We start from the raw sequence: 25,682 nt of genomic DNA, 5'->3' as shown, positions 1-25,682 counted from the left end.
ATGCCTCAGTAAGCTGGTTAATCATATCTCAATATGATAATAGTTTTGCGGGTGTTGATCGCACTGCGCTCGCGCCGAGATAGCGTTTCCCCGACTTTCATAAGGAGGTTCTGATGTCCGAGGCGATCCTTCAGGCCGGTGCTGCGGTCGCGCAGCCCGATGTTTTTGTGACCTATCACGCCGTGAGCAACAGCCTATCGGTGTTTTTCGACTATACCGATGTCGGCGGGCAGGCGAATTACACCTTCACGGGCGCCTTTGCGTCCACGCCGGGCGATACGATCCAGGGCTTTAGCCAGACCGAGTTCGAGGCGCGGCTAACGGTCAGCGGCAGTGCGCTGGCGCAATATACCGCCGCCAATTCCGTGACGGCGACGATCAAGTTCGGGACCGATCCCGAGAGCAATAACAATGCCGTGATCACCTTCACGGGGGGCAGCACCAACCTTGGGTCGATCTCTGCAGCCTCCGCAGATGGTCAGGGCGCGACGGTGACGGGGGCGTTTGCGAAGTCCTAATCGGCTTAAAAGCGAGAGGCGGGGAGATCGTCCCCGCCTCATCCTTTACTCTGCCGCTGCCGCGACCGGCGTTTGCGGGGCGGGGTTTTGATACTCCGCCAGCAGCTTTTGCGTCAGCGCCTCCGCCTTCGCCACATGGGCCTCTTTGACGTGACCGAAGCCGCGAATCTGCTCCGGTACCGAGAGCAGCGCCACGGCGGTTGGCAGTTTCGCCGGGGTTACGCTGCGCAGCACCTCTTCCACCCGCTTCAGATATTCGTCGCGCAGGCGGCGTTCCATTTTGCGCTCTTCGGTTTTGCCAAAGACATCGAAGGCGGTGCCACGCAGGCCCTTCAACTTCGCCAGCGCCTTGAAAGCGGTTAGCATCCACGGACCATAGGCCTTTTTCTTCAGATGGCCGGTCGTGGCATCCTTTTCGGCAATCATCGGCGGGGCGAGGTTGAATTCCAGCGTGTAATCGCCCTCGAACTGCGCCGCGACCTGCTTGGCGAAGCTGCCGTCGGTATAAAGCCGCGCCACTTCATACTCATCTTTGATCGCCATCAGTTTGAAGGCATAGCGCGCAACGGCACGGGTCAGCGCGTCCGACGTCGGGGCGATATGCTGCTCGACCGCTTCGGTGCGGGCGACCAAGGATTTATAGCGGTCGGCATAGGCGGCATCCTGATACTGGGTCAGGAAATCCACCCGGCGGGCGACCATCTCGGCCAAGCTTTCCGACAGCTTCTGCGACCCGCCCGTCGCGGCGGGCTTCGCAGCGGCTTCGACGGCGGCGAGATCGACGGCAGCGCGGCGGCCCCACAGCAGGGCTTTCTTGTTGAAGCCAATCGAGACGCCATTGAGTTCAATCGCCCGTTCCAGTGCCGAAAGGCTGACCGGCAGCCAACCCTTTTGCGCGGCGAACCCGAGCAGGAAGGCATTGGTCGCGATGGAATCGCCCATCAGGGCGGTCGCGAGGCGCGTTGCGTCCAGCACTTGCAGATGGTCGCCCGTGCCGGCCGCTTCCGTCACCGCTTGCATTAAGGAACCGGTGGGGAAGCGCAGGTCCGGCTTGCGGGTAAAGTCGGACGGCATGCTTTCAAAACTGTTCAGCACCACGCGGGTTTGATCGCCGCGCACTTTCGCAAGACTATCGAAAGTGCCCGTGGTCAGCGCATCGGCGCCCAATACCAGATCGGCTTCCCCGGCAGGAATGCGGACGGCATGAATATCGCCCGGCTTTTCGGCAACCCGGATATGCGAGTAGACGGCACCACCCTTCTGCGCGAGCCCGGTCATATCGAGCACCGCAACGCCCTTACCGTCGAGGTGCGCCGCCATCCCCAGCAGTGCCCCGATGGTGACGACGCCGGTACCGCCGACGCCGGTGACCAGCACCGAATAGACCGGCGACAGCGGGGCGACGGTGGGTTCCGGCAGTTCTGCCCAGGCTTCTTCCTTCGCGGCCTTCGGCTTGCGCAACTGGCCGCCCTTCACGGTGACGAAGCTGGGGCAGAAGCCTTTGACGCAGGAGAAATCCTTATTGCAGGTCGATTGGTCGATGGTGCGCTTGCGGCCAAACTCGGTTTCCAGCGGCAGGATCGATACGCAGTTCGACTGTTCGCCGCAGTCGCCGCAGCCTTCGCAGACGAGATCGTTGATGATCGTGCGCTTGGGCGGATCGACCATCAGGCCGCGCTTGCGGCGGCGGCGCTTTTCGGTGGCGCAGGTCTGATCGTAGACGATGGCGGTCACGCCCTCGATTTCGCGGATATCGCGCTGAACCTGATCGAGATCGTCGCGGTGGTGCACGGTCACACCCGGGGCGAACCCGGCGTCGGACGGGTATTTCTCCGGCTCGTCGGTAACGACGCGCACCTGCCGCACGCCTTCTGCCGAAAGCTGCCGGGTCAGTTGCGGCACCGACAGCGGTACATCATGGGGCTGGCCGCCGGTCATGGCGACCGCATCGTTGAACAGGATCTTATAGGTAATATTCACCTTCGCCGCGATGGCGGCGCGGATCGCCAGCAGGCCGGAGTGCTGATAGGTGCCGTCGCCAAGATTGGCGAAAATATGCTTGGTCTTGGTAAAGGGCGATTGGCCAACCCAGGGCACGCCTTCGCCGCCCATTTGGGTGAAGGTTTCGGTCTTCCGATCCATCCAAGTGACCATGTAATGGCAGCCGATGCCGCCAACGGCGCGGCTGCCGTCCGGCACTTTGGTCGAGCTATTGTGCGGGCAGCCGGAACAGAAGGTCGGGACGCGGGCAATTTCGGTCTTCAGCCCCGCAAGCTGCTTTTCCTTAGCTTCGAGGAAGGCCAAGCGCTGGTCGATCCGCTCGCTTTTGTAAAACCGTGCGATGCGTTTGGCGATAACGCGGGCGATGCGCGCCGGGGTCAGTTCGTCGGGGGAGGGGAGAATCCAATTCTTCTCCTCATCAAACTTGCCAATGACGCGCGGGCGCACGTCTTCCCGCCAGTTATAAAGCTGCTCTTTAAGCTGGTTTTCGATGACGGCGCGCTTTTCTTCGACGACCAGAATTTCTTCCAGCCCCTCGGCGAAATGGCGGGCGCCTTCGCGTTCCAGCGGCCAGGACATGGCGACCTTATAGACGCGCAACCCAATCTCGGCGGCCAAATCCTCGTCGATGCCGAGATCGTCGAGCGCCTGGCGGACATCGAGGTAGGATTTACCGGTGGTGACGATCCCGAAGCGGGGCTTCGGGCTGTCGATCATGATCTGATCGAGCTTATTGGCGCGCGCGAAGGCTAGGGCGGCGTAGAGCTTATATTTGTGCAGCCGCATTTCCTGGGCCAGCGGCTTATCCGGCCAGCGGATATGCACGCCGTCGGGCGGAAATTCGAAGTCGGTCGGCATCACCGGCAGGGCGCGCAGCGGATCGACATAGACGGATGCGGAACTATCGACCGATTCGGCGATGGTCTTCATGCCGATCCAAAGGCCGGAATAGCGGCTCATCGCCCAGCCAATCATGCCGTAATCGAGGATTTCCTGCACCCCCGCCGGGTTCAGCACCGGGATGGAGGCATCCATAAAGGCATATTCGGACTGATGGGGCAGGGTGGAGGACTTGCAGGTGTGATCGTCGCCCGCCAGCACCAGCACGCCGCCGTGCTTCGACGTGCCGGCGTTATTGGCGTGTTTGAACACGTCGCCCGACCGGTCAACGCCCGGCCCTTTGCCGTACCACATGGCGAAAACGCCATCGACCGTGGCATCGGGGTACAGGTTGACCTGCTGCGACCCCCAAACGGCGGTGGCGGCCAGATCTTCGTTCAGGCCCGGCTCGAAGGTAATATTGCCGTTTTTCAGAAACTTGCGGGCATCCCACAGCGCCTTATCGACCCCGCCCAGCGGCGAGCCGCGATAGCCGGAGATAAAGCCGCCGGTATTAAGCCCCGCCGCCCGGTCGCGCGCGCGCTGCATCAGCGGCAGCCGAACCAGCGCCTGCGTGCCGGTCAAAAAGATGCGGCCGCTTTCGACGGTATACTTGTCTTCTAGGCTGACGGTCGCGAGCGTCTGCGCCCCGCGTGCTGCCGGAATACCCATCGCTTCCCCCTTCGGTTCCATGACCCTGCGTGCGGCTAGGTTTTTTTGTTTCTTTCGACTGTAGGCACGCCTCGGCAGCCCGGCAATCGGCGTTTTCGGGGTTCAAAAAAAAGCAATGAAGCGTCTTTCAGCGCGGTTTCACGATGCGCTTCTGTCCCGTCAGGGCAGGGGTTTTGTCCTAAAAAAACCTGACGTTGACGTAAACTAGACTTGTGGATTTCCGCAGATGGGGCGAAAGGTCGCGGGGCGCGGTTGCATGCCGCCCGATCCCGCCCCTAAGCTGGCCGCCAACAGACCGGAAAGAACCCGGCATGCGCGGCTTTTGGGAGAGAAACAATGAAGCTCTTGACCTGTTCCGTCTGGGGGGCGGCACTGCTGGCGATTTCTGCCCAGGCCGCTGAAACCAAGCCGCAACCGGCGGCCTGCCCAAAGGAGGTGCCGGAGACGGCGCAGTGTTTTTCCGGCCAAGATAGCGCTGGGGCCTTCTATATGCTGGCCGTGCCGAAGGATTGGTCGGGCGTTTTGGTCCTGCACGCCCACGGTGGGCCGGAACTTGGGCCGCCGTCGCTGGACCGCACGGCGGAAGACCTGACGCGCTGGGCAATCATGGTGAAAGCGGGGCATGCCTGGGCGGGATCGAGCTTTCGGCAAGGCGGCGTTGAAGTGCGGGCGGCGGCGGAAGATACCGAACGGCTGCGCGGGATCGCCCTCGACCTGCTCGGCAAACCGCGCCGGACCATCCTACACGGCCAATCCTGGGGGGCGAGTGTCGCCGCGCGTGGCGGGGAGATGTTTACGGAGAAAACCCTCGGCACTCGGCCTTACGATGGGGTGCTGCTGACCAGCGGCGTGCTCGGCGGCGGCTCCCGCTCCTACGACTTCCGGCTCGATCTGCGCGCGGTCTATCAATATTACTGCGGCAACCACCCGCGCCCCGACGAGGCGGCCTATCCCTTGAACATCGGGCTGCCGGTCGATGTAAAGATGATGGGGGCGGAGGTCGGTAAGCGCGTGTCCGACTGTTTGGCGCTCGACAAGCCCGTGGCCGAGCGCTCGCCGGAGCAACAGAAGAAAGCGGCGCAGATCGAAAAGATCCTCAAAATCCCAGCATCCTCAATCCAGTCGCATCTCAATTGGGCGACCTTCCATTTTCGCGACATCGTGAGCAAACGTACCGGCGGGGCCAGCCCTTTCGGTAATGACGGCGTGCGCTACACCGGGTCCGATGATGATGCGGCGCTGAATGCCGGGGTGGTACGGGTCAAAGCCGATCCGATCGCCCTGCGCCAGTTCGCCGAGGATACCGACCCGCAAGGTGCGATCCCCGTGCCGGTGCTGACGGTCAAATGGATCAGCGATCCGACCGCCTTCGCCGAGCTTGATGCGCAGTTCAAAGAGACGATGACCCGCGCCGGAACAGCGGATCATCTGGTACAAACCTTCACCGCCAAAGGCACCCATAGCTATATCAGCGATCCAACCTACCCGGCCCTGATGGGCGCGCTGCTGGACTGGGTGGACAAGGGCGAAAAGCCGACCCCCACCGGCGTCGCCGCCCGTTGCAAGGCCGCCGAGGCGATGTTCGGGCCGGGGTGCAGTTTCGAGCCGGAGTATACCCCGGCACCGCTGAGCAGCCGGGTTGCGCCGCGCGGGGCGCCGTGACCCGCGAAGGCTTACTTGCGGACCCCCCAGGGGAACCCGTAAGCTTCTTTCAACAGATCGGAAGCAATCCGACAGGCTTGGTCAAAAGGGTTAGGGAGAAAACGTGATGCGGTTCAAACAGAAGCTGCTGGGGGCTGGGTTCGCGCTGGCGATTGCCGTGTCGGGGTCCGCCCAAGCGCAAACGTTCGTGAATGTGCTGACGGGCGGCACGTCGGGCGTTTATTACCCCTTGGGGGTGGCGCTCTCGCAGATTTACGGCAAAAGCTTGCCGGGGTCGAAAACCTCGGTCCAGGCCACAAAAGCCTCGGTCGAGAACCTCAATCTGCTGGAAGCGGGTAAGGGCGAGATTGGCTTCACCCTAGGCGATGCGCTGTCGCAGGCCTGGACGGGCGTTGCCGACGCGGGCTATCCCAAGCCCCTGCAAAAGCTGCGCGGCGTTGCGAGCATCTATCCCAATTATATCCAGATCGTCGCCAACGCGTCTTCCGGCATCAAGACGCTGGCGGACCTTAAGGGTAAGCGCATTTCGGTTGGCGCGCCGAAATCGGGGACCGAGCTTAACGCCCGCGCCATTCTAAACGCTGCCGGGCTGCAATATTCCGATTTTGCCAAGGTCGAATATCTCGCGTTTGGCGAATCGGTCGATCTGATGAAGAACCGCCAGCTTGATGCCACCTTACAGTCGGCAGGCCTCGGCGTTGCCTCGATCAAGGATCTCGCCACCTCGGTCGATATTACCGTCGTTGCCGTTCCGCCCGAGGTGATCGCTAAGATCGGCGATGCCGCCTATCAGCCCGGTACGATTCCCGCTGGCACGTATAAAGGCCAGGACGCGCCGACGCCGACCGCCGCCATCAACAACTTCCTCGTCACCCATGCGGGCGTGCCGGACGATGTTGTGTACGGCATGACGAAAAGCCTATTCGACAATCTTGACGGGATGGTATCCGCCCATGCCGCCGCCAAGGACATTAAGCTCGATAAGGCCGTCGCCGGGATGCCTGTGCCGCTGCACCCGGGCGCCGAGAAGTTTTACCGCGAAAAAGGGCTGGTGAAGTAACCGCCGCCGAAGATCGGGGAGGGGGATGACCCCTCCCCGTTTTGCATCTCCTCGCTCTTAAGTCCGGTGCCGCCCATGACGACCCCATCCACCCCCGGGGCTTTCGACCATCAACCGCTGACCGAAGCGCCGATGGCTGATCCCGAAAATCCTGCCGCCCATCTGAAGCTCGACGGTTTACCGGGCAAGATCGTTTGGGCCGCCGCCATTCTCTTCGCGCTTTGGCAAATTTATACGGCGGCTTTCAGCCCGGTTTCTTCGATTGTGGTGCGGGCGCTGCATGTCGGTGGACTGCTGTTTTTGACCTTTGCGTTGTTCCGCTTTCAGCCATCGAAAACCGGGCATGCGGCGCCGCCGCTGTGGGATTGGGCGCTTGGGGGCTTGGCGCTCGCCATCGGCTTCTATCAATGGGTGTTCGAGGGCGATCTGATCCAACGGGCCGGAGACCCCAATCAGGTTGATTTGGTTGTCGGCGTGCTGGCGTTGATTTTGCTGGTGGAAGGGGCACGCCGGATCATGGGGTGGGCCTTACCCATTCTGTGCGTCGTTTTTATTCCTTACGCCATTTGGGGGCGTTCTCTGCCCGAACCTTTCCTGCATCGTGGCTTCGATTGGGTGCAGGTCATTGATACGCTGTCGTTCGGTACCGAAGGGATTTACGGTACGCCGACGGCGGTTTCCGCCACCTTCATCTTTCTCTTCATCTTGTTTGGCGCCTTTTTGGAAAAGGCTGGGATGATCGGGCTGTTCAATGATGTGGCCCTCGGCACGGTCGGCCATACCAAGGGCGGACCGGCCAAGGTGGCGGTCATCTCCTCCGGCCTGATGGGAACGATCAACGGCTCGGGCGTCGCCAATGTGCTGACCACGGGGCAGTTCACCATTCCGCTGATGATCCGCTTCGGCTATCGCCCGGCTTTTGCCGGGGCGGTGGAGGCGACGGCCAGCATGGGCGGGCAGATCATGCCGCCGGTGATGGGCGCGGTGGCCTTCATCATGGCCGAGCGGTTGGAACTGCCCTATGCCGAAATCGCCCTGGCGGCGATTATTCCGGCGCTGCTCTATTATTTCTCCGCTTTCTGGATGGTGCATCTGGAGGCTGGGAAATATGGGCTGAAGGGCCTGCCCGCCGATCAACGGCCCGCCGTTTGGGCGTCGTTGAAACGCAATTGGCATCTGGCCCTGCCGTTGGCGGCACTGGTCTATATGCTGTTCTCCGGCTTCACGCCTCTATTCGCCGGGGTGGTCGGCCTTAGTTTGACGATCCTCTTGATCCTGGGCGGGGCGAGCTTCGGTATGGTTGCGTCTGGCCCGATGCGGGCGATTGCCTGGATTTCCTTGGGCGCCGCCTTAGGGGCGCTGGCGGCATCCGGTGCGCTGTCCATCGCGGCGACGCTAATGCTCGGCGTCGCGCTGATGGTCGTGGTCTGCGCCGCGATGAAGGGCTGGGACACCCTGCGGCTGCTGCTCGATGGGTTGGCCGATGGCGCGAAATCAGCGCTGGGCGTCGGCGTCGCCTGCGCGCTCGTCGGTATTCTCATCGGCATCATGACCCTGACCGGTCTCGCAACCACGGTTGCCGGGATGATCTTGGATCTCGCCGGGAATAATCTGGCGATTGCCTTGGTGCTGACGATGATCGTCTGTTTGGTGCTGGGCACCGGGCTGCCGACCATTCCGAACTACATCATCACCTCCTCCATCGCCGCGCCGGTGCTGGAGAAGATGGGCGTGCCGCCGCTGATCGCGCATATGTTCTGCTTCTACTTCGGCATCATGGCGGATTTGACGCCCCCGGTCGCGCTCGCGGCCCTGGCGGCGCAATCCATCGCCAAGGCCGGGCATATGGAAATCGGCTGGATCGCCACCCGCATTGGCGCGGCGGGCTATGTCGTGCCGTTTATGGCGGTTTACGCGCCGGAACTGATGCTGCAAGGCAGCAACGTCACCCCGCTCGCGGTTGGCTATATCGTCGTGAAAGCCTTGGTCGCCATCGTGCTGTGGGGCGCCGCCTCGACCGGTTGGCTGCTCGGGCGGCTGTCGGTCTGGGAACGCACGGCGGCCACCATAATCGCCCTGCTGCTGGTGGCGGCTCTGCCGATCACCGACGAAGCCGGGTTTGCTGCAACGGTCGCCTTCTTAGCGTGGCACCGTTGGCGGGTGAAGCGCCAACCCGCGCTGACCGTTCCCAACGCGGCGTGAGCGCCTTCTGCCTGCTAACCCTGGCGGGAGCCTTGCTATGGCGTAGCGAGGCCCCCGAAATCACTCTGCGTTGGACCCATTCGGTGCAGAAAACCACCTGGGAAGAAGTGTGGCGACGGGAAGGGGATCATCTCCTCCTCGCCGAAGCGCGCATCGAAGGCAGCGGCGCCGGAATGGAGCCGCCACCGGAGGCGCGCAAGCAAGGCCGCTTCTGGGTCTGGTCGCCACTGCTGCGGGTGCCGGAGGTGCAGTTGGCTCAGTCCGGAGCGGCGGGGGAGTGGGCGCTGTGTGATGTTGCAGACTGTTTTCGTCCGCAGACGGCCGCGCGGCTTGCGCTTTGCGGGGGGCGGCTTACCGAAGATTAACCCCGCTGAGAGACTGAGGTTAGGGTCTGCTCGTTAAGGTTGCTCCTCTGCGCAGGGGGGCACGGATGGGACGATTCTCAAGGTATATTTTTAGCGTTGGTTTGGCAGTGCTGGTCGCAGGATGTGTGGAAAGACCCATCACGTTTACCTATCTGCCCGGTGGTCAAGCGGTTTTCCCTCCACCTCCGAATGAGATGCAAGGCCCAACCTTCTTAGCGGGGCCTGCTCCCCTAGTATGGGTGCCTGATCGCGGGCCTAGCTTGCCCCACGCGCGAACCAAAATTGATGAGGAGGAGGAGCTTAGCCGCCGACAGGCAGAGGCGGCGAAATGGGAGGCGCAGCGTCAGGAAACGGACAAAAAGAATAGTAAATGCGATTGCCGTATCAAACCCTTCAAAGCCCTGAAGCGCGCTTTCGGACTTTAACCCGTCGCCCCCGGCAGTTGCGTTGCCACCGGGCCAATCCAGCCGAGCAGGCGGGTGATCACGGCCTTGATGGCGTGGAAATCGGCGCTGCGCTCGAGGCGCATCTCATTCATATAGAGCGCGCGGTTGATCTCGATTTGCAGCGCGTGCCGCCCCTGGCGCGGGCGACCGTGGTTGCGGGTGATGAAGCCCCCAGCGAAGGGATCGTTCAGCACCACGCGGAAGCCTTCGCGGGTGAAGAAGGCCGCCACCTCGGCGGTCAGCGCCCGCTCGCAGCTCGTGCCGTGGCAGTCGCCGAGAATAATGTCCGCGCGGATGCGGCCCGCGTCCTTTTCCGCCGAACTGCCGACCGACGGCATCGAATGGCAATCCAGCAGCAAACAGCGGCGGAAGCGCGCCAAGGTTTCATCGACCAGCCCATCGAGCGCGGCGTGATAGGGCCGATACAGCCGCCGCACCCGGTCTTCCGCCTCGGCAAAGGTCAGCGGGGCGCGGTAGATTTCCGCCCCGGTCGCTACCATCCGGGCAATCGTGCCATAGCCCGCCGCCACGCGCGCACTGGCGGCATTGACGAAATCCGGCAGCGGTTCGCGGAACATCTGCGGGTCTAGCTCGTAGGGCTCGCGGTTCACGTCGATATAAACGCGCGGGAACAGGGCTTTCAGCAGCGGCGATCCAAAGTCCGGCGCGGCGGACACGAGGTCATCGACAAAACTATCCTCCGACCGCCGCAGGGTGAGGGGGTCGAGCGCCGAGCCGGTGACGAAATCATTCGGGTAATTCGTGCCACTATGGGGCGATGAGACAACCATTGCGGCGGTTTGCAGCAACGGGCGCCGGACTGCCAAAACCGCTTCCTCCGACGCCAAAGGGGTCGGGGAGGGGGGGGGAAAGGGGCGCTCACGGCTCATGGAAAAAAAATGGGACAAATCGGGCGGCTTGTCATCCGACTCTGTTCAGGATTCGGCAGGGAGACGCATTTTTTTACCGCGCCGGGGCGGCGGGGGCGATCATGCGGGATTTCCCCGCATTCATACCAAGATATTTTTCTATTTAAAAGAGAGTTATAGAGTTTTCTTCGTGTTAAGCGGGATCAAGAGGGCAGCATACGGCAAAACCGCTGATCCGATGCGCCCAGGATGCGCGATTCTGCCGATAGAATTGGGAGGTTCGGCAGGGTTTTTGCCGCTTGGCGCCAATCCCTGGGCGGGGAGAGTCGATATTCTTAAGCCGTGACCAATTTGGCGACCGTGCGGGTCCGGCTGGGTGGTCGCGCTGTTTCCCGTTCGCCAGCAGGCGAGCTTAGCCCCGTGAGGAACGACAATGGCTTTCCCGACTTCCGTCAACGATCAGATCACCGATTCCGTTACGCAAGCCAATACCAAGGTTCTGGGCGACGCCCCGGCGATTGCGATGGGCAACCTTTATCAGGCGACGGCGCAGGCCTTGGCGAATGCCGCCCATAACGCGACCAATGCCCAGCAGCAAAGCTATGTGACCGCCCAGGCTGCGACCACGATGGGTGTCGCCACGCTCTATTCGCTGGATACGGCCGCCACCGGCGTTGCCACCAAGGATATTCTCAGCACCGGTGTGAAAGGCCTCGGCGGCTAATCCTTCGCCAACCCCCGGTGTCCCGCTTCTTCAGAAGGATATAAAACATGGCCTTCCCAACAGCCGTTAACAGCCAAATCACCGATTCGGTAACGCAAGCCAATACCAAGGTTCTGGGCGATGCCCCGGCCATTGCAATGGGCAATCTCTATCAGGCGACGGCGCAGGCGCTGGCGAATGCGGCCCATAACGCGACCAACGCCCAGCAGCAGAGCTATGTCACGACCCAGGCCGCGACCACGATGGGCGTTGCCACGCTCTATTCGCTGGATACAGCGGCAGCCGGCGTTGCCACCAAGGATATTCTGTCGGCCTAACCGGCGGAACCGATTGGTTTTCTGATATAAGGAACGGTTTCCCATGGCCTTCCCAACTGCTGTTAACAATCAGATCACTGATTCTGTAACCCAGGCCAATACGCAGGTTGTCGCCATCTCGCCGGCGGTCGCTATGGGGAATCTCTACCAGGCGACCGCACAAGCGCTGGCGAATGCCGCCCATAACGCGACGATGGCCCAGCAGCAGATGTTCGTAACCGCTCAGGCGGCGACAACGGCGGGGGTGGCGTTGCTCTACTCCCTCGATACCGCATCGACCGGGGCGGCGACCACCAAGATCCTCGGCAAATAAACGAGGATACGTAAGGGGTTGCAGACCTCTCAAACCCATCCATAAGGAGCCTTAAGCATGGCCTTCCCGACTTCGATCAACAGCCAGATCACCGACTCGATCACCCAGGTCAACACCAAGGTTCTGGGCGATGCCCCGGCGGTTGCGATGGGCAATCTGTTCGTTGCAACCAGCCAGGCGCTGTCGAACGCGGCCCATAATGCCACCAACAACGCGCAGCAAAGCTATGTGACCATGCAGGCCTCGACGACCCAGGCGGTCTCGACCCTGCTGGTCCTCGATACGGCGACCACGGGCGTTGCGACCAGCGAAGTGCTGGGCCTCGTCTAATTTGGTCTGGGGGATCGGCTCGCCCGGTCCCCTTTCGCCCCCGCGCGTCTGAGAGGCTAAGGCGATGGCGGGTGCCGCGTCTTCCAGCGGGTCGGTCGAGCTTGAGGTGGGGACCGCGCCATCGGTTGCGATGGGCATGACCTATCTCGCGATGGCCGACAGTATCGGGCTGGCGATGAATAACGCCGTCGCAGCCCAGCAGCGCGGGCAGACGATTGGCACGGCGGCGCTCGCCCAGGTGCTGGCGATGATCATCTCGGCGGGGGCAGCGGGCATGACAAAGCCGCCTTAAACGTTTTCAGCCGGGCGAACCTTGGGGCGTCGCGGCCTGTTTGCAGGGGAATTTCAGGATGGTCGATCTGGTCGGAACGGTGAATAACCGGGTGGTCGATACGGTCACCGGCGCAGCGACGCTGCTGACGGGCCAAAGCCCGTCCCAGGCGTTTGCGATGCTCGATGCGGTGATGGTCGAGACGCTGGGGATGGCGATGTATAATGCCGTCAACCGCCAGCAGAACGCCGGGATGACCAGCTCTGCTGCCGTAACGGCGGCCTGCGCCCGCATGCTGGGGGTACCGTTGCCCCTGCCGCCCGCGCCCCCGCCGCCGCCCGCCCCGCCGCCGCCCACCGTCGCGCCGTTACCGGGGCCGGGGACGCCGCCAACGCCAGAGCAAGTGACGGCGGCGGCCTTAAAAGAAGGCGAGGCGGCAATCGCCGTGCTGAAGGCTCAGGTTGCGACCGGCGGGACCGTTGCCGCGACCGCGACGACCGATCTTCAGCAACTCGCCACCGATGCTGCCGCCGCGACCGTGCCCAGCAATACCGGGCAGGATACGCCGCCCGGCACTCAGAATTAGCCGTCCCCCTTCCCCTTTTGCCGCCTTAGGGAGGCCCCATGTCCGACCCGACCTCCGTCAACGCCCAGATCGTTGATGTCATCAATCAGGTTCAAACCGCGACGATGAGCCCACAGGTGGTGCTAACCAGCGGCGCGGGGAAAGCCTATCAATCGGTCGCGCAGACGGCGGCGATCACCGTTCAGGATGCGGCCGATGCCCTGCGCAATATCTCCACCATCGCCACCACGGCAGTTGGGGTTGCAATGGCGCAATATCTCGCTACCGGGGAAGATAAATACGCTAAGGCTATGACCCTCGCACAGTCTATGATGACCAATGCCACAACCGACTTCGGCAATATCGGGTCGGCGGCGGCAACGGTGTTGAAAGAATTTCCATCGGGCTAAGGCCGATGGCAGCGAGGATTGAGCCATGAGTGTAGTGCTAGCGGGCCGAGTGATGCAGACCCCGGCGGCGATGTCCGACCTTGGACGGTTGGCGCTTGCGTTCATCGACGGCGGTCAGGAATGGCTGTCGTGGGCGATAGCCTCGCCCATGCATCAGTATAATTTCCCGGACGAAAGCACCTTGCTTGCCCAGGTTCAGCAAGGGTTGCACACCTCGCGCTTTGCGTATTTGCCGACGCTGGGGCTGATGGTTGGCCCGGTCAAGCTGCTGACCCTAGGGGCGGCCGACCTCCGCATCCTGGGACGGGCCGAAACAGGCGATACGACCCCGCCGATCACCGCGCAGGTGAGCCGTGTCCTGACCGATCATCAGCTTCTAACCGGCGCCGATCTGGCGCAGGGGACGGCGTTTCTAACCCAAGCTGGGGTTGCCCAATCGACGCTGTTTCAGTTCATGACCTTCGAAGATCAGGCGGCGCTTTACCAATTGGCCGTCCAGCCGCTTGGTAGCCAGACGATTCCAGCGACGGAAGCGGCGACGTTTGCCGTTCAACAGGCGCGGACGGCGCAGGAATTTGTCGATTATTTCCGCTTTTATATGAGCTATTGCGGGCGGCTGCCGAGTGGGACAACGGCGGACCAGCGGTCACAGCAGGCCGGGGCGGCGCTCGCAACCTTGTTGCCCCTGTTGTTCGGAACCCTCGATTCGCCGCAGGTGGACGGGTTGGTGCCACCGGGCGAAGTTTCGCGCGCCGTTGCGACATGGATCCAGTCCGGGAAAATGATCGGCTTTGCCCGTCTATCAGAGGGCGCGCAGTTGATCGCGCAAAACACGATCTTTCAGGCCGAGACGGGCGACGCTGCGCGGGTTTTGGTCCAGCGCTACCTTTCGGGGGCGCAATCGGTGCTGGCTGGCAATCGGGTGGAGCGCGGATTTCTGGGGCAGGATGGCGCCTCGTGCCTCTATCCCGTGCGGTCGGGCGATCAGCAAGTCACCTTGGCGCTCGGGCCGACGGGTGTCATCACGCTGCGGTTCTATGGTCTGCGGCCCCAGGTCACCCCGGCAACCACCCTGGAGGGGATCGCGACGCCCAGCCAGCCCCCTGAACCGCCGGCGGCATAACCACCTGCCCCCGGGACAGGGACATACGCGGATTAATGGGGATCATCATGCGGAAACCTTCCTCTTCGGCTGTCAAGCCTGCCAGCGGTCCGGCGAACGGTAGTCCGGCGGTAGACCCGCCCCCTGCCGAGACAAGCGACGCCCCGCCGACCCATGTGCCGCCCGAGTCGATCTTGGTGCCGAGCTATTCGGAAGTCGATCCCACGGGCGGGGCCTTGCCCGATCTGGCGGCGGCGCCGGTGGTTGGGGCGCTGGAGGCTGCCGACACGGCGGCCATTGGCTCGATCACCTCCGCCGAGGCGGCGATCCAGGCGACGGAAGCCCTGATCCAGAAGCAACTGACCGCCGCGCTCGCCAGTGGCACCGCCGCAGTCGAGAGCATGACGGTCAGCGCGCAACAGGCCATGCAAGCTGCCGCACAAGCCACGGCGCAGGCCGTGGCGGCGGCGACGGTTCCATCGCTCGACCAAGCAATCCAGGCCGCCGATCAGGGCATCGCCCAGATCGTAGCGCAGGCGCAGGCGACGTCGCAGGCCGCCTTGGCGGCGGCGGTGGCCAGCGCGGACCAGGGGATACAGCGCGCGGTTCAGGCAACGGTCCAACCCTTGTCCGGGCCGAAAGGCGGGTAAGTCGAGCTACCCTGTCGCCAAGATTGGAAGCAGGGCGTCGGCACCTTAGGCACAGTTTAAATCGACGGTAGCAACGCTGGTCGTCAGGCTCAGCGAACGGGCCGCCTTTTGGCGGGGATCGGGGGAGGCGAGCGGTGGTCAAACGACGTCATCACGCAGTCATCGGGGTGCCCAATGCCGCCGTCTTCACCGACCCTGGGGAAGATTGCCTAACGCTGGTGGCGCAAAAGGTTTCGGCTAGTACCCATCAGACCGTGGTTCCGGCGATCCCCCACGATATGGCGCTGTCGTGGAAATCGGTGGCCGTTCACCCAATGCAGTCGCTGGAAACCGAATATCAGGGGATCGTGCGCGATGCCGGGCGCGACAGCGGATCGCCCGATGCGGCGCTACAGGCCGAATCGGCGGCGCTGAGCCAGTTTTTCAGCTTCGATGCCGCCATGCCCCGCCTGCTTGGCGTCGGCCCGGGGGAGGGGTATGAGGGCCTTCCCGTACCGCTGGCCGACGATCAGCTGCGCCGGGCACGGCAGTTGGAAAAATCGGCCCGTCGGGGGATCGATGCCGCCCTGGCGACGGCGCGGCCCGACCCTGCCGGGGAGGTCGAGGCGGCCTTGCTGGAAAGCTGGGGCCTCGCATCCCTGCTGCTTGAGCGGTTTTTCGCCATCCCCGGTTCGTCCCGCTGGCGGATTCCGACGCTCAGTCAAGCGCGGCAAAATTTAGATCAGTTGAACCTTAAGATCGAGACGGCGACCAATTGGCAGCAGCTTCAACGCTATTGCGCCCAACTGCGGGCGGCGCTGGACGCGCTGGAAGACGCGGTGAGCGGTTATGCCAGCGTTCAGGCGATCTATTTTATCGATAGTTTTTACCTGTATCGGCTGCTGGTGCCGTTCCAAATCGAAACCCAGCAAAAACTTGATAACAATGAAGTGAAGATCGAGGTCAGCGGCGCCTTGACCAAGATTATCACCGCCCAGCCCTGGCTGTCGGTCTGGCTGCGCGATAAGCTGCTCGATCTCCGCAACCGCCTGACCTTGGAAGACCCCAGCGGCAATGTGCTGTTTTTTCTGAAAGGTGGTCGCGCCATCAAATATTTGGAAGGCGATTGGCAGCAGGGGGTGAATGATTGGGATACCCAGATCGTGATCAATCCCGATCTGCCGCCTGCCGTCTGGTATCCACTATTCCGGCGGATTCAGAACTGCGTGCTCTTGGCGCTGCAACAGTATCGCCTGGAATTTTATACGCTGCTCTACCACAACGCGCCGACCTTTCAGGCCGATCTTTTGCGCCCACCGCCGCCGCCTGCAACCGATCCAGTGGACGATGCGCCCCCTGATCCCCAGCACGGTGCCGCGAACCAGGTGCCGGACCCCGACCCCGATCCCGTGACGGAGGCGATGGGGGCGCCCTATCGCGCCGCCTGCAAGTCCGAACTCATCGACGTTGGCTTGCCGCGCTACGATACGGTCGAGGCGCGGGAGCAATGGGTGCAGTTAAGAAACGGTATCATTCAAGGGCCGGACGGCATGCCGTTCCCCGGCTATCTCTATTATATCAACGAATATATCGTCATGCTGCGCCAAGCGTTTGCGGGCGAGTCGCCCTCGGCCCATAAGGCGCCGAAGCGGTTCGAGCGGCTTTACAAGCTGCTGTCGCCGACGACGCCGGACCTGACCCAGCAGCTCGATACCGTCGTTGCCCATGAACGCGCCCTTATTCCGCCGCAGCTTCTGCCGCTCTCGGTCGCAGCGGCGGAAGCGCAGCAAGACCCGGCGCTGCGGCGCCTGCTGTTGATCCAGCTTCAACAGTTTTCGGCGGCTTACGCGCTGCCCGCCGATCCTGGCTTTGCGGCGGCGTTCGATAGTTTTTTCACGACCAATCTTGCCAATGCCGACGCTTTGGTTGCGGTGCCGAATGGCTTGCAGAACAGCATCGCCGCCTATTCGGACTGGCAACCGGCCTATAATGGCCTTGTGACGATGATCGGCTTTGCCCAATGGGTTTCCAATCAAATCGAAGCGCATTTGACCGACCGCGCCGCCTTCCTCACGCAGCAACAACAGGTGATGAGCGGCCTTGTGCAGGCGGTGGCGGGGATATTCTCCTTCCGCGAGGAATGGGAGGTGGAGTTCGCCGTCGTCCAGGCCTTTGCCGCGCAGCTTCAGGCCGATTATACGCGCTACCCCCATCCCGAAGACTTAGAACCAACGGCGGTCCTCTCGACCCGCTTGTTTGCGAGCGCGCCCAATGCCAGCCGGGAGACTTTGATTGAGCTAGTACAACCGGTTGTGCAAGCCTATGTGGCGCAGCACGCCGGGGTGATGGTCCTGAACGCCGAGCCGCAGGCGGGGGTGTTGCGGGTGTTTTGGGCAACGCCAGTGCCGCTGGGGCAATTGACCTATGCGCCGCTGGTCTTCGACCTCACCGTGGCCGAACCGCCGGATGGCTGGCCGCAACTCTCGTATATCTGGGGGTTGCCGGTTCTGGCTTTGCGCGATCTGGTCAAATCCTACCAGCGCCATACCGCGCGGATCGAAGAATATGGGCGCCGCCGGTCGCTGCGCGCGACCACCCGGGCGATGATGGAAATCTACACCCGCGCGAATAATCCTGAACCGGCCAATCCGGTCTTGCTGGCCCTTACCGACGGGCAGGCGCCTTACCTCAAACTCAGCAGCATCCAGCGCAATGGCGGCCCGCCCGGCGATTTCCCGCCGAGTTACTTCCCCGCGCAAGCCTTCGGGCTGACCCTGACACAGACCCCGGGCACCCTGGCCCATGACCTCGCCCTGCCGCCGCCGGCGGCGGGGGTGGACCGAACCTTGGGGCTGCTGGTGTTGAACCAAGGCGCTGGGGGCTGGGGGACGTTTGCGACTTGGACCGCACAGAACCTGCGGGACGCGCTGGTGGCCCCGATGCTGGCGGCGGGGATCCGGGCCCAAGCCATTGTGCTGGATTTCTCGCTTTCCGCCTCGCTGCTGCCAGCCCTGGCGCCGCTCTGTGCGCCGGATGGCATTATCCTTTCAACGCTCTATACGACCGAATTGCGCGTGATGACGCGGCAGGCCTGGACCGCGATGCAGGCGGCGTTAACGGCCCACAATCAGCCGCAAATTACGGACGGGCTGAAAGATCGCCTCGGTGTATTGGCGGCGATCAATACCGGCCTCTCGAACCTGCAATCCGTGCGCACGGCCCAATGGGGGGCGATTGAGGCGCACATCCGCCAGTATCCCAATGATCGCGACCCCCTGTCGATCATCCGGGTGCTGGTGCCGATGGGGCAAGACATTCGCTTCGAGGCAGCAAACCTGCCCCAGCTCTATACCGCGCTGGCGGCCTATAAACAGCGCCCGCTGCCGTGGGAGGCTGTGGGCTATCACGAGCGGACAATTCTGGATTTGCTGCCCGCCCAGGCGGGGCTGATGACGGCAGCCGCTTACGGCGACCTTTTGGCAGCCTTAACGCGCCGGGTTCAATCCATTCTCTCCGACCCGGCCTATGGGATCGGCCTACCGCCCGCAACCGTTGCGGCGATGCCGCTCTTCGACGGGCCGGATGAAACGCTCTGGTCGCTGCTGCGGGCGCACCAGCCGCAGCTTTTGGCCCTCGCCCAAGGCTTGCCGCGTTGCCCGACGCCGTTTGCCCTCTATCAGGCCACGGGCAACAGGCTGATTTTGGATGGTTCGCTGCTCGATACTCCCTTGGCCCCGGGGGTGGTAACCCAATTGACGGCGGTCGATCCGCAGGCGCCGCAGCAAGTGCCGCGCATGCTCGGTACGTTGCAGCAGAGCGGCGCAATCGGCCTCTTCCTGCCCGCCCAAACCGCCGCTTTGCTGTAGGAACGTTCCCATGGCCGATACCCGCCCCGTCACACCGCAGGATTTCTGGCCCCTGTTCGAAACTTGGGCGAAAACGCGGATCACCCCTGGCATTCTAGCGCTTCCCCACGGATGGGCGGAGTGGGCCGTCAGCGATTTCCTTGCCCATAGCCAGGCCCCAACCAATGGCCCGGCCCCCGATATCAGCCGAAACCTGCATTTATTCCCCGGCCGGGACCGGGCGGCGCTGCTTCTCAATCGCAGCCATCCCGACACCCAAGCCTATGCGCTGGTGCTGCACGCGCAGCCGCTCAGTCAGGTGGGGCGGGATTTCACGCTGGGGGTGGAGCAGGAGTTTCATCAGCTCAGTCACGGTCGTCTCGATCCCGCAGCAGGGGCGGCGATCCCAGTCGTCCTGGCGCTCTGCCACTCGGCGGATTGCCCCCCGATTTGCGGCGGGCGGGTTTTCAGCGGCATTTCGCGGTTCCGATTGGCCCAGAGACGGTGACGGCCCTAAGCCGCCGCGGGCGCCTTGCCGCCGGGGAAGGCTTGACCCGCTGGCCAGAGGCCATCGCCGCCCCGGCAGAGGCTTTTCTGGCACCCCCTCCTCTGCAAGCCCCGCCGCCGTCCGTTCCGCCGCCTGAACCGCAAGCCCCGCCGCCCGTGGCCCCGGCCTCGCCTTTCTCGCAGCTCTTTCGCCCGTCTGGCGACGACGCCTCGGCGGCGTTTTAGGGGGCACCGATGAGTATTCCTTTCTCCGCCTTTTCTGTGCAGGGCAATGTTAATCGTCTGCCGGCACCCTTCGCTCCGGCAGGGGGGGCGAATGGGATGAGCCTGCAGGCGGGGGTTGCAGGGGCGACTAGAACTAGTTCTGCCGGGGTAATCGGCTATGGAATGGGCTGGGGGGCTATCGCGACGATTACGCCGCGGCCTAATCCGGGCTTGCTTGGAAACTTCATGGTGCCGAACGGGCCGGTTCTGGCGGTAGCGGGGCTGAATAAAGAGCTGCTCAGTCTGGCCAACCGCTGGTGGATGAATGATCGGGAAATGGAACGCCGGACAGCGATCAACAGCTTCCTGCAGACCTTTATCCATCGTTTGGACCATTTTCTGATCGGTATCTATCAAGAACGCATTTTGGCGAATGTTCCGCCAAACGATATGGTGAGCTTGGCTGTTCCCGGGCAGCAGTTTATCGGCCATGGAAGCCTGGACTATTTTATTACTGCCCCGGTGGTGGTCGGGGCCGCGCCGCCGCAGCCCCCTGCGGCCGTTGTGTTGGCCGCCGGAGCGGCAGGGGTTGGGCGGGCGGCTTTGGCGGCTCTGACGCCGATGAATGGGGCCGGTGGCCTAATCAACCCGCCTGCGCCAGATTGGACCCAAGGGCTAGCGTTCGAAGCCAAGCTCAATCTGATCGAGCAACGGCCCACGGCGCGGTGGCAACTTTGTGCGATTATGGCAACTCTTGCCCAGATGCTGCCACCCCCGGGCCCGGGCCCGATGGTTCCGCGCTATGTGCGGGGGATTCTAACGGATGGCCGTTTTTGGCAATTCTATCAATATTCAACGGCGTTCCAGACCTTCCATTGCACACCAATGATTGATGCAACGGTCACCGTTGGCGGTCTCGTGGGCATGCCCGCGGGCGTAGCAATGGTAGGGGGCGGCGCCATCAATTACGACGAGTTGGTTCTGCGGATGCTGCGGAAATTTGTCCTGCTGTGGAACCAAACCAATGTTGATGGTTGGATCTAACTAGGGTGAGGGCGGAAACACATCATGCAGATTACGCTCTTTGATGGCAAATTTCAGCGCGACTATTTTTTTGTCCCCACCAAGATTTCCGCCGATATTTATCGCGCGATGATCGAGGGCGAACGCGATTGGGGCGATCCGAGCCTGATGACCACTTTCACAGCATGGGTGAACGAATACGCGCAAAAGAATGTGCCGGGCTACACCCAGACGGTGGTGATCAACTATCCTGCCGACGAGTACGTGCCGAGCAGTTTCGAGGCTTTCGACACGCTGAATATTTCTGTCATGGGGTGGTGGCAGCCGGGCTGGGACACGGCAGTCTTTGCATCCCGCACCAATTTTTCAGATATGAAACATATGTTTAACCTCGTCAGCGACGTCGACGGGTATATCGATGCCGACGATCCTTTCGATCTCGAGGACGATGTTCTACCCGATTTCGACGACCTGTCGGGCCGCGATCAAATGCTCAACATCATGCGCGGTTTGGTTCACAAGCTAAAAGCAAGCTGTACCATCGGGTCCAACTGGGTCATCGTCTATTCGGGCGACCGTTTACTGCACGTTATCTATGCCTGCGAGGAGCGTTTGGGAAGGGATCCGTATTTAGTCGAAGAGCTATTCTCAGCGCAAAAATACGGCCCACTCTATGCCCAAGCCGTGACGGAATTCGTTCAAGACGTGCGCCGCCTCTCGCTAGCGATTTTGGGGGCGAGCAAGCAGGGGCAGGCCTTGGTTGATGCTTTCTATGGCGGGGAGGAGGCGCAAATTTTCCCCGACATGCCGAAAGTGAATCCAAACACGATTTTCGGGCCGCCGCCCGACAGTAAGGATGCCGTTCAACTGACGATGATCTGGCAGGAGTTCCTTAATTTGCCGACGCCCGTGCAGGATGATGGGGGGTTCTAGGGCGGTTTCCGCTCGCTTAGGCCCCATCACCCTAAAATGCGTCGTCGCGGCTGATCCTACCCGCGTCAAGGCAGGCAGACGATGCTAATGCCGGTCCGCTGCCCCCGCATCGCGCCGGAACTCCCGCGGGCTTTGGCCCCAGTGGCGGCGAAAACTTTTCTCGAAATGGCTAAGGTCGGCGAAACCGACGCTCATGGCGATATCGGTGATTGGTTGGCGCTGATCGGCCAGCAATAGTTCGCTGGCTTTGCGTAGCCGCAACCGGCCCAGCAGGGTTTTGAACGAGGTCTGCAACTCCGTGCGGAAAAGATAGCTGAGGTGCGACGGGCTAACGTGGGCCTGCCCTGCGAGTTCATCCAACGTAATGGGCCGGGCGAAATGATCGGCGAGATAGAAGAGGGCGCGTTTCAGCCCGGCATGATGCCCGTTTAAGGCCGCGCCGTCTTTGTCGATGGCGCAGCGCACCCAATGATCAAGGTCGGTCGGCGGGGCGGCGGCGTCCGCTGGCGCCGGGTCGGCGGGCAGCAACCAGGGGGCGTGATGCTGGACATCGCGGCGCTGGATCGGCCCGCCATCGCCCATTACGGCCAGCCGGGCCATGACCCGTTCCAATTCGAAACCATTTTCCGGCCAAGCATAGGCGCGGCACAGGGCCAGCAGATCGGGCGTGATGCGGGTGTCGGCGCCATAGCCATGCTGGGCAAGGGCGGCACCGATCAGGGCGGGTAGATCTTCGGGGCGCTCCCGTAACGGCGGCAGCGTTGTCGCGAGAAAATCCAACTCTGACAGCAACGAGCGCGAAAAGCGCCCATCGCGCGCCACGTCTTTGAGGTTGACCGAGGTCGCCGCGATCAGCCGAACGGGCGGGCGGTCGTACCCCGACCCCTGTCCCAGCCGCGACGGCATATGGTGCAGCAGTTGGCTTTGAAACCCCGGCGATAGGGCTTCCACCTCGCGGATAAACAACGTTCCCCCGGCGGCGCGGTCTAGCCAAGCGGCGGGGTCGCCGGTCGGATCAGCGGCCAGGATTTGCACGAAGGGACCGCTACGCTGCGGCCCCAGCCCGTGGATCATCGCGGCGACGGCGGTGGTTTCCGTGCCAAACTCGCCGGTCAGCAGCACGGGCAGGCGGCTCGGCGCGGCTTTTTCGAGAAAACGATCCAGCGCGCGGGCGGCCCTACCCAAGCCGATCAACCCATAAGGTCGGCCGAGGGTGCGAGCAGCCCAGCTTTGGGCCTCGTCGCGCTTGGCGAGAAAGGCCAACTGCTGGGCTATCTCTGGTGCTTGCGCGAGAATCAAGGCTTCGTCCCCGTCACCCACCGTCCAATGCACATGAAGATCGCCGAGACGGTCGCCATTATAGGGCAGCGGTAGCGTGCGGCTACGGGTGGGGTGGCGGGGACGAGGACTGGTATGGGCGGGCTCCGACACCCATTGCGCGGCCCGCACGGCGGCATCGACCAGGAGGGCGCTATCGAGCCCGGCCGACTCCGGGTTGGGGGGGAGGAGGGTGCCATTCAGCCAATCGCAGGTAACTTGATCGCCCGACCGGGTCATTGTCAGCGTCCCGATACCGCTTAGGCTGACCGCGCATTCCAGCAGCCGCCGTTCCCGTACAAACTGGCGCAGCAGCCCGGTCAGGGCGCTCGGGAGAGTGGGGTAATAGGCGTTGGCACGGTCATAGAGGGCCGAAAGGTCGCTGGGATGAGGGGGGGACATTCCGCTTCCTCTCCGACTCCAAGGCCAGGTTTGCCCGTAAAAGCTGTTTTTGTCCGGTGGGATGCTCTGAAAACACGCTATATCATATTTAAATACGCTTCAATCGGGTTCGCGGCGGATTATCACCCGGTAGGACCGCCGGGAGCGCCATGAATTTTTGGCTTGCACGGGGGGCTGAAATCGCTATTCTGCGCCTCCCGAACGGCCCTTGTGGCCGTCCCGAATAGGGGGCGCGTAGCTCAGCGGGAGAGCACATCCTTCACACGGATGGGGTCACAGGTTCAATCCCTGTCGCGCCCACCATTCAAAAGCCTTCGAGCCTGCCTCGGAAGGCTTTTTTGCTTTTTGGGGGTGGAATGAACCAGCCGCCGCGCGCCCGCGCCGCCGGTCTTGCCTGCGGGGCGGGAAAACCGGGGCCGCTTAATGCGATCACCGATGTGCCGGGCGTCACGGTCGGCCATTGCACCCGGGCCGAGGGGGCCATACAGACGGGCGTGACGGCGATCCGGCCCCACAGCGGCAATCTTTACCGCGATAAACCATTGGCGGCGGCGCAGGTACTGAATGGCTTCGGTAAGAGTATCGGGCTGGTGCAGGTGGCGGAACTCGGCACTCTCGAAACCCCGATCCTGCTGACCAATACTCTTTCGGTCGGAACGGCGGCAACGGCCTTGGTGCGCGATGCTATCCGTCAGACCCCGGATATTGGGCGGGAAACCGCGACGGTCAATCCGCTCGTTTTCGAGTGCAATGACGGCTATCTCAACGATATTCAGGCGCTTGCCGTGACCGAGGCCGATTGCCATGCGGCGCTTTTCGCGTGCTCCGAAGAATTTGCGCTCGGCGCCATAGGGGCTGGGCGGGGCATGAGCTGCTTTGGTTTTAAGGGCGGTATCGGCACGGCCTCCCGCCGCATTCGGCTGGATGGGAGGGGCTATACGCTGGGGGCGCTGGCCCTGTGCAACTTCGGGCGGGCGGGGGATCTCACCTTGCCCGACGGTCGCCGCATTGCCCCGCCGAAACCGGCAGAGACGGTGGAAAAAGGTTCCGTGATCTTGATCCTGGCGACCGATGTGCCACTCGATCCGCTGCAATTGCGCCGGGTGGCGACCCGGGCCGGGGTGGGGTTGGCGCGCCTTGGGGCGTTCTGGGGCCACGGCAGCGGCGATATTGCCCTGGCCTTCACGACGGCGAACTGCGTGAACCATGACGAGGCGCGCGCCTTGGTGCCGTTCCAGCGCCTCAACGACGGCAAGATCGACCGGCTGTTCGAAGCAACCGCCGACAGCGTTCAGGAAGCCGTGCTTGATGCGCTCATCACCGCCGACGCGGTCACGGGCTTTGCCGGACACCACCGCCCGGCCCTGCGGGAGGTGCTGTAGTCAGTCGCTGCCTGCGCCAAGGGGCTTTGTCCGATGTCTGTCCCTATGATATTCTGGGGAACATCATGCGCTTGGTTCTGGATACGAATGTTCTGATCGCGGCCCGCCGCAGCCGGTTAGGGGCGTCGAATGCCCTGTTGCGATTACTCGATGCAGGTGCCTTCACGGCCTTAGTCAGCGTCCCCCTGTTTTTAGAGTATGAGGCTGTTCTGACGCGCCCCTCGCAGCTTGCGGCGCTGAATGTTTCCGAGGCGGCGGTTTTGGGATTTCTTGACTATCTCGCGGGCGTTGTTGAGCCAGTTCAGCTACACTATCTGTGGCGCCCCCAATTAGGGGATATTACCGACGAGATGGTGCTGGAAACGGCGATCAATGGCCAAGCAGCGGCGATTGTTACATTTAATGCCCGCCATTTTACGGCTGCCGAGCGGTTTGGGATCGCGGTGCTCTGGCCGGAAGCGATCCTGAGGAGGATTGGATGACGAAAGCGAATTACTCTCTCAGGCTCCAACCGTCGCTGAAAGCAGCGGCAGAGCGGCTGGCGCAGGCGGACGGCACCAGCCTTAATCACTTCATCAATATTGCCGTCGCCGAGAAGTTGGCTGCCCTAGAAACCGAGCAGTTCTTCAAAAAGCGCGCGCAGCAGGGGGAGCGGGGGGCGTTTTTGGCTTTCTTAGAGGGGGCAGGCTCGGCCCAGCCGGAAGAGGGGGATCGGCTGCCGCCGCACGACTAAG

26 protein-coding genes and 1 tRNA gene are annotated in these 25,682 nt (G+C 62.6%); 24 read left to right on the top strand and 3 right to left on the bottom strand.

The window, feature by feature from the left end:
* The first annotated feature begins 113 nt into the window (after positions 1-113).
* Entirely contained in the window at positions 114-518 is a 405-nt protein-coding gene (locus CHR90_RS17715; RefSeq protein ID WP_094410450.1) for a hypothetical protein, read from the top strand.
* Positions 519-563: 45 nt separating this feature from the next.
* On the opposite strand, the gene CHR90_RS17710 is transcribed toward CHR90_RS17715, so the two are convergent.
* Entirely contained in the window at positions 564-4,070 is a 3,507-nt protein-coding gene (locus CHR90_RS17710) for an indolepyruvate ferredoxin oxidoreductase family protein (protein ID WP_094410703.1), read from the bottom strand.
* Positions 4,071-4,406: 336 nt separating this feature from the next.
* Here CHR90_RS17710 and CHR90_RS17705 point away from each other — a divergent pair, with 336 nt between their 5' ends.
* The 4 genes from CHR90_RS17705 to CHR90_RS17690 all read left to right on the top strand — a co-directional run bounded on the left by CHR90_RS17705 (position 4,407) and on the right by CHR90_RS17690 (position 9,359).
* Positions 4,407-5,732, top strand: coding sequence for a hypothetical protein (locus CHR90_RS17705; RefSeq protein ID WP_094410449.1), 1,326 nt, complete (start codon positions 4,407-4,409; stop codon positions 5,730-5,732).
* 106 nt (positions 5,733-5,838) lie between these two features.
* On the top strand, positions 5,839-6,792 hold the full coding sequence (locus CHR90_RS17700; RefSeq protein WP_094410448.1) for a TAXI family TRAP transporter solute-binding subunit: 954 nt from the start codon (positions 5,839-5,841) through the stop codon (positions 6,790-6,792).
* Positions 6,793-6,867: 75 nt separating this feature from the next.
* Positions 6,868-8,994: a TRAP transporter permease gene (locus tag CHR90_RS17695; protein WP_094410447.1), complete on the top strand. Its 2,127-nt coding sequence runs from the start codon at positions 6,868-6,870 to the stop codon at positions 8,992-8,994.
* Positions 8,991-9,359 (top strand): DUF1850 domain-containing protein, encoded by a 369-nt coding sequence (locus tag CHR90_RS17690; RefSeq protein ID WP_094410446.1) that lies wholly within the window; start codon positions 8,991-8,993, stop codon positions 9,357-9,359. The genes CHR90_RS17695 and CHR90_RS17690 overlap by 4 nt, the downstream gene beginning before the upstream one ends.
* A 421-nt stretch (positions 9,360-9,780) precedes the next feature.
* Here CHR90_RS17690 and CHR90_RS17680 read toward each other — a convergent pair whose 3' ends face one another.
* Positions 9,781-10,632, bottom strand: coding sequence for an N-formylglutamate amidohydrolase (locus CHR90_RS17680; RefSeq protein ID WP_229671520.1), 852 nt, complete (start codon positions 10,630-10,632; stop codon positions 9,781-9,783).
* Between the two features lie 61 nt (positions 10,633-10,693).
* On the opposite strand from CHR90_RS17680, the gene CHR90_RS19320 reads away from it, so the two are divergent.
* The 15 genes from CHR90_RS19320 to CHR90_RS17610 all read left to right on the top strand — a co-directional run bounded on the left by CHR90_RS19320 (position 10,694) and on the right by CHR90_RS17610 (position 21,847).
* Positions 10,694-11,020, top strand: coding sequence for a hypothetical protein (locus tag CHR90_RS19320; RefSeq protein ID WP_141210988.1), 327 nt, complete (start codon positions 10,694-10,696; stop codon positions 11,018-11,020).
* A gap of 87 nt (positions 11,021-11,107) precedes the next feature.
* Positions 11,108-11,398 carry a RebB family R body protein gene (locus CHR90_RS17675; RefSeq protein WP_094410443.1) on the top strand — a complete coding sequence of 97 codons (291 nt, stop codon included), beginning with the start codon at positions 11,108-11,110 and terminating at the stop codon, positions 11,396-11,398.
* Positions 11,399-11,445: 47 nt separating this feature from the next.
* The gene (locus CHR90_RS17670) at positions 11,446-11,715 is read left to right on the top strand and encodes a RebB family R body protein (protein ID WP_094410442.1); all 270 of its coding nucleotides are present in this window, start codon (positions 11,446-11,448) and stop codon (positions 11,713-11,715) included.
* 43 nt (positions 11,716-11,758) lie between these two features.
* Positions 11,759-12,028: a RebB family R body protein gene (locus CHR90_RS17665; RefSeq protein WP_094410441.1), complete on the top strand. Its 270-nt coding sequence runs from the start codon at positions 11,759-11,761 to the stop codon at positions 12,026-12,028.
* Between the two features lie 57 nt (positions 12,029-12,085).
* Entirely contained in the window at positions 12,086-12,358 is a 273-nt protein-coding gene (locus tag CHR90_RS17660; RefSeq protein ID WP_094410440.1) for a RebB family R body protein, read from the top strand.
* A gap of 64 nt (positions 12,359-12,422) precedes the next feature.
* Entirely contained in the window at positions 12,423-12,650 is a 228-nt protein-coding gene (locus tag CHR90_RS17655) for a RebB family R body protein (RefSeq protein ID WP_094410439.1), read from the top strand.
* A 58-nt stretch (positions 12,651-12,708) separates the two neighbouring features.
* Entirely contained in the window at positions 12,709-13,215 is a 507-nt protein-coding gene (locus tag CHR90_RS17650; protein WP_094410438.1) for a RebB family R body protein, read from the top strand.
* A gap of 38 nt (positions 13,216-13,253) precedes the next feature.
* Complete coding sequence (locus tag CHR90_RS17645; RefSeq protein ID WP_094410437.1) at positions 13,254-13,604, top strand: hypothetical protein; 351 nt, start codon at positions 13,254-13,256, stop codon at positions 13,602-13,604.
* A gap of 25 nt (positions 13,605-13,629) precedes the next feature.
* Complete coding sequence (locus CHR90_RS17640; RefSeq protein WP_188775374.1) at positions 13,630-14,727, top strand: hypothetical protein; 1,098 nt, start codon at positions 13,630-13,632, stop codon at positions 14,725-14,727.
* A 47-nt stretch (positions 14,728-14,774) separates the two neighbouring features.
* Positions 14,775-15,356 carry a hypothetical protein gene (locus CHR90_RS17635; RefSeq protein WP_141210987.1) on the top strand — a complete coding sequence of 194 codons (582 nt, stop codon included), beginning with the start codon at positions 14,775-14,777 and terminating at the stop codon, positions 15,354-15,356.
* A 134-nt stretch (positions 15,357-15,490) separates the two neighbouring features.
* Positions 15,491-19,201, top strand: a complete 3,711-nt coding sequence (locus tag CHR90_RS17630; RefSeq protein ID WP_094410435.1) for a hypothetical protein — start codon at positions 15,491-15,493, stop codon at positions 19,199-19,201.
* A gap of 10 nt (positions 19,202-19,211) precedes the next feature.
* Positions 19,212-19,688 carry a hypothetical protein gene (locus tag CHR90_RS17625; protein WP_094410434.1) on the top strand — a complete coding sequence of 159 codons (477 nt, stop codon included), beginning with the start codon at positions 19,212-19,214 and terminating at the stop codon, positions 19,686-19,688.
* Positions 19,685-19,912, top strand: coding sequence for a hypothetical protein (locus CHR90_RS17620; protein WP_094410433.1), 228 nt, complete (start codon positions 19,685-19,687; stop codon positions 19,910-19,912). Before CHR90_RS17625 ends, CHR90_RS17620 begins: the two co-directional genes overlap by 4 nt.
* Before the next feature lie 9 nt (positions 19,913-19,921).
* Positions 19,922-20,935, top strand: coding sequence for a hypothetical protein (locus tag CHR90_RS17615; RefSeq protein WP_141210986.1), 1,014 nt, complete (start codon positions 19,922-19,924; stop codon positions 20,933-20,935).
* A 24-nt stretch (positions 20,936-20,959) separates the two neighbouring features.
* On the top strand, positions 20,960-21,847 hold the full coding sequence (locus CHR90_RS17610) for an amino acid kinase family protein (RefSeq protein WP_094410431.1): 888 nt from the start codon (positions 20,960-20,962) through the stop codon (positions 21,845-21,847).
* Positions 21,848-21,931: 84 nt separating this feature from the next.
* On the opposite strand, the gene CHR90_RS17605 is transcribed toward CHR90_RS17610, so the two are convergent.
* Entirely contained in the window at positions 21,932-23,566 is a 1,635-nt protein-coding gene (locus CHR90_RS17605) for a helix-turn-helix domain-containing protein (RefSeq protein WP_094410430.1), read from the bottom strand.
* A gap of 228 nt (positions 23,567-23,794) precedes the next feature.
* Here CHR90_RS17605 and CHR90_RS17600 point away from each other — a divergent pair.
* From CHR90_RS17600 to CHR90_RS17585, 4 genes are all read left to right on the top strand, one after another.
* Positions 23,795-23,869, top strand: a tRNA-Val gene (locus CHR90_RS17600).
* Positions 23,870-23,922: 53 nt separating this feature from the next.
* Complete coding sequence (locus tag CHR90_RS17595; protein ID WP_094410429.1) at positions 23,923-24,948, top strand: DmpA family aminopeptidase; 1,026 nt, start codon at positions 23,923-23,925, stop codon at positions 24,946-24,948.
* Between the two features lie 65 nt (positions 24,949-25,013).
* Positions 25,014-25,430 (top strand): putative toxin-antitoxin system toxin component, PIN family, encoded by a 417-nt coding sequence (locus CHR90_RS17590; RefSeq protein ID WP_094410428.1) that lies wholly within the window; start codon positions 25,014-25,016, stop codon positions 25,428-25,430.
* Positions 25,427-25,681 (top strand): toxin-antitoxin system HicB family antitoxin, encoded by a 255-nt coding sequence (locus CHR90_RS17585; RefSeq protein ID WP_094410427.1) that lies wholly within the window; start codon positions 25,427-25,429, stop codon positions 25,679-25,681. Before CHR90_RS17590 ends, CHR90_RS17585 begins: the two co-directional genes overlap by 4 nt.
* The last annotated feature ends 1 nt before the right edge of the window (position 25,682 follow it).

Source organism: Elstera cyanobacteriorum (assembly GCF_002251735.1).
Lineage (GTDB): Bacteria > Pseudomonadota > Alphaproteobacteria > Elsterales > Elsteraceae > Elstera > Elstera cyanobacteriorum.
The sequence above is the reverse complement of the archived record's forward strand: the minus strand, read 5'-3'. Positions and strand labels throughout refer to the sequence as shown.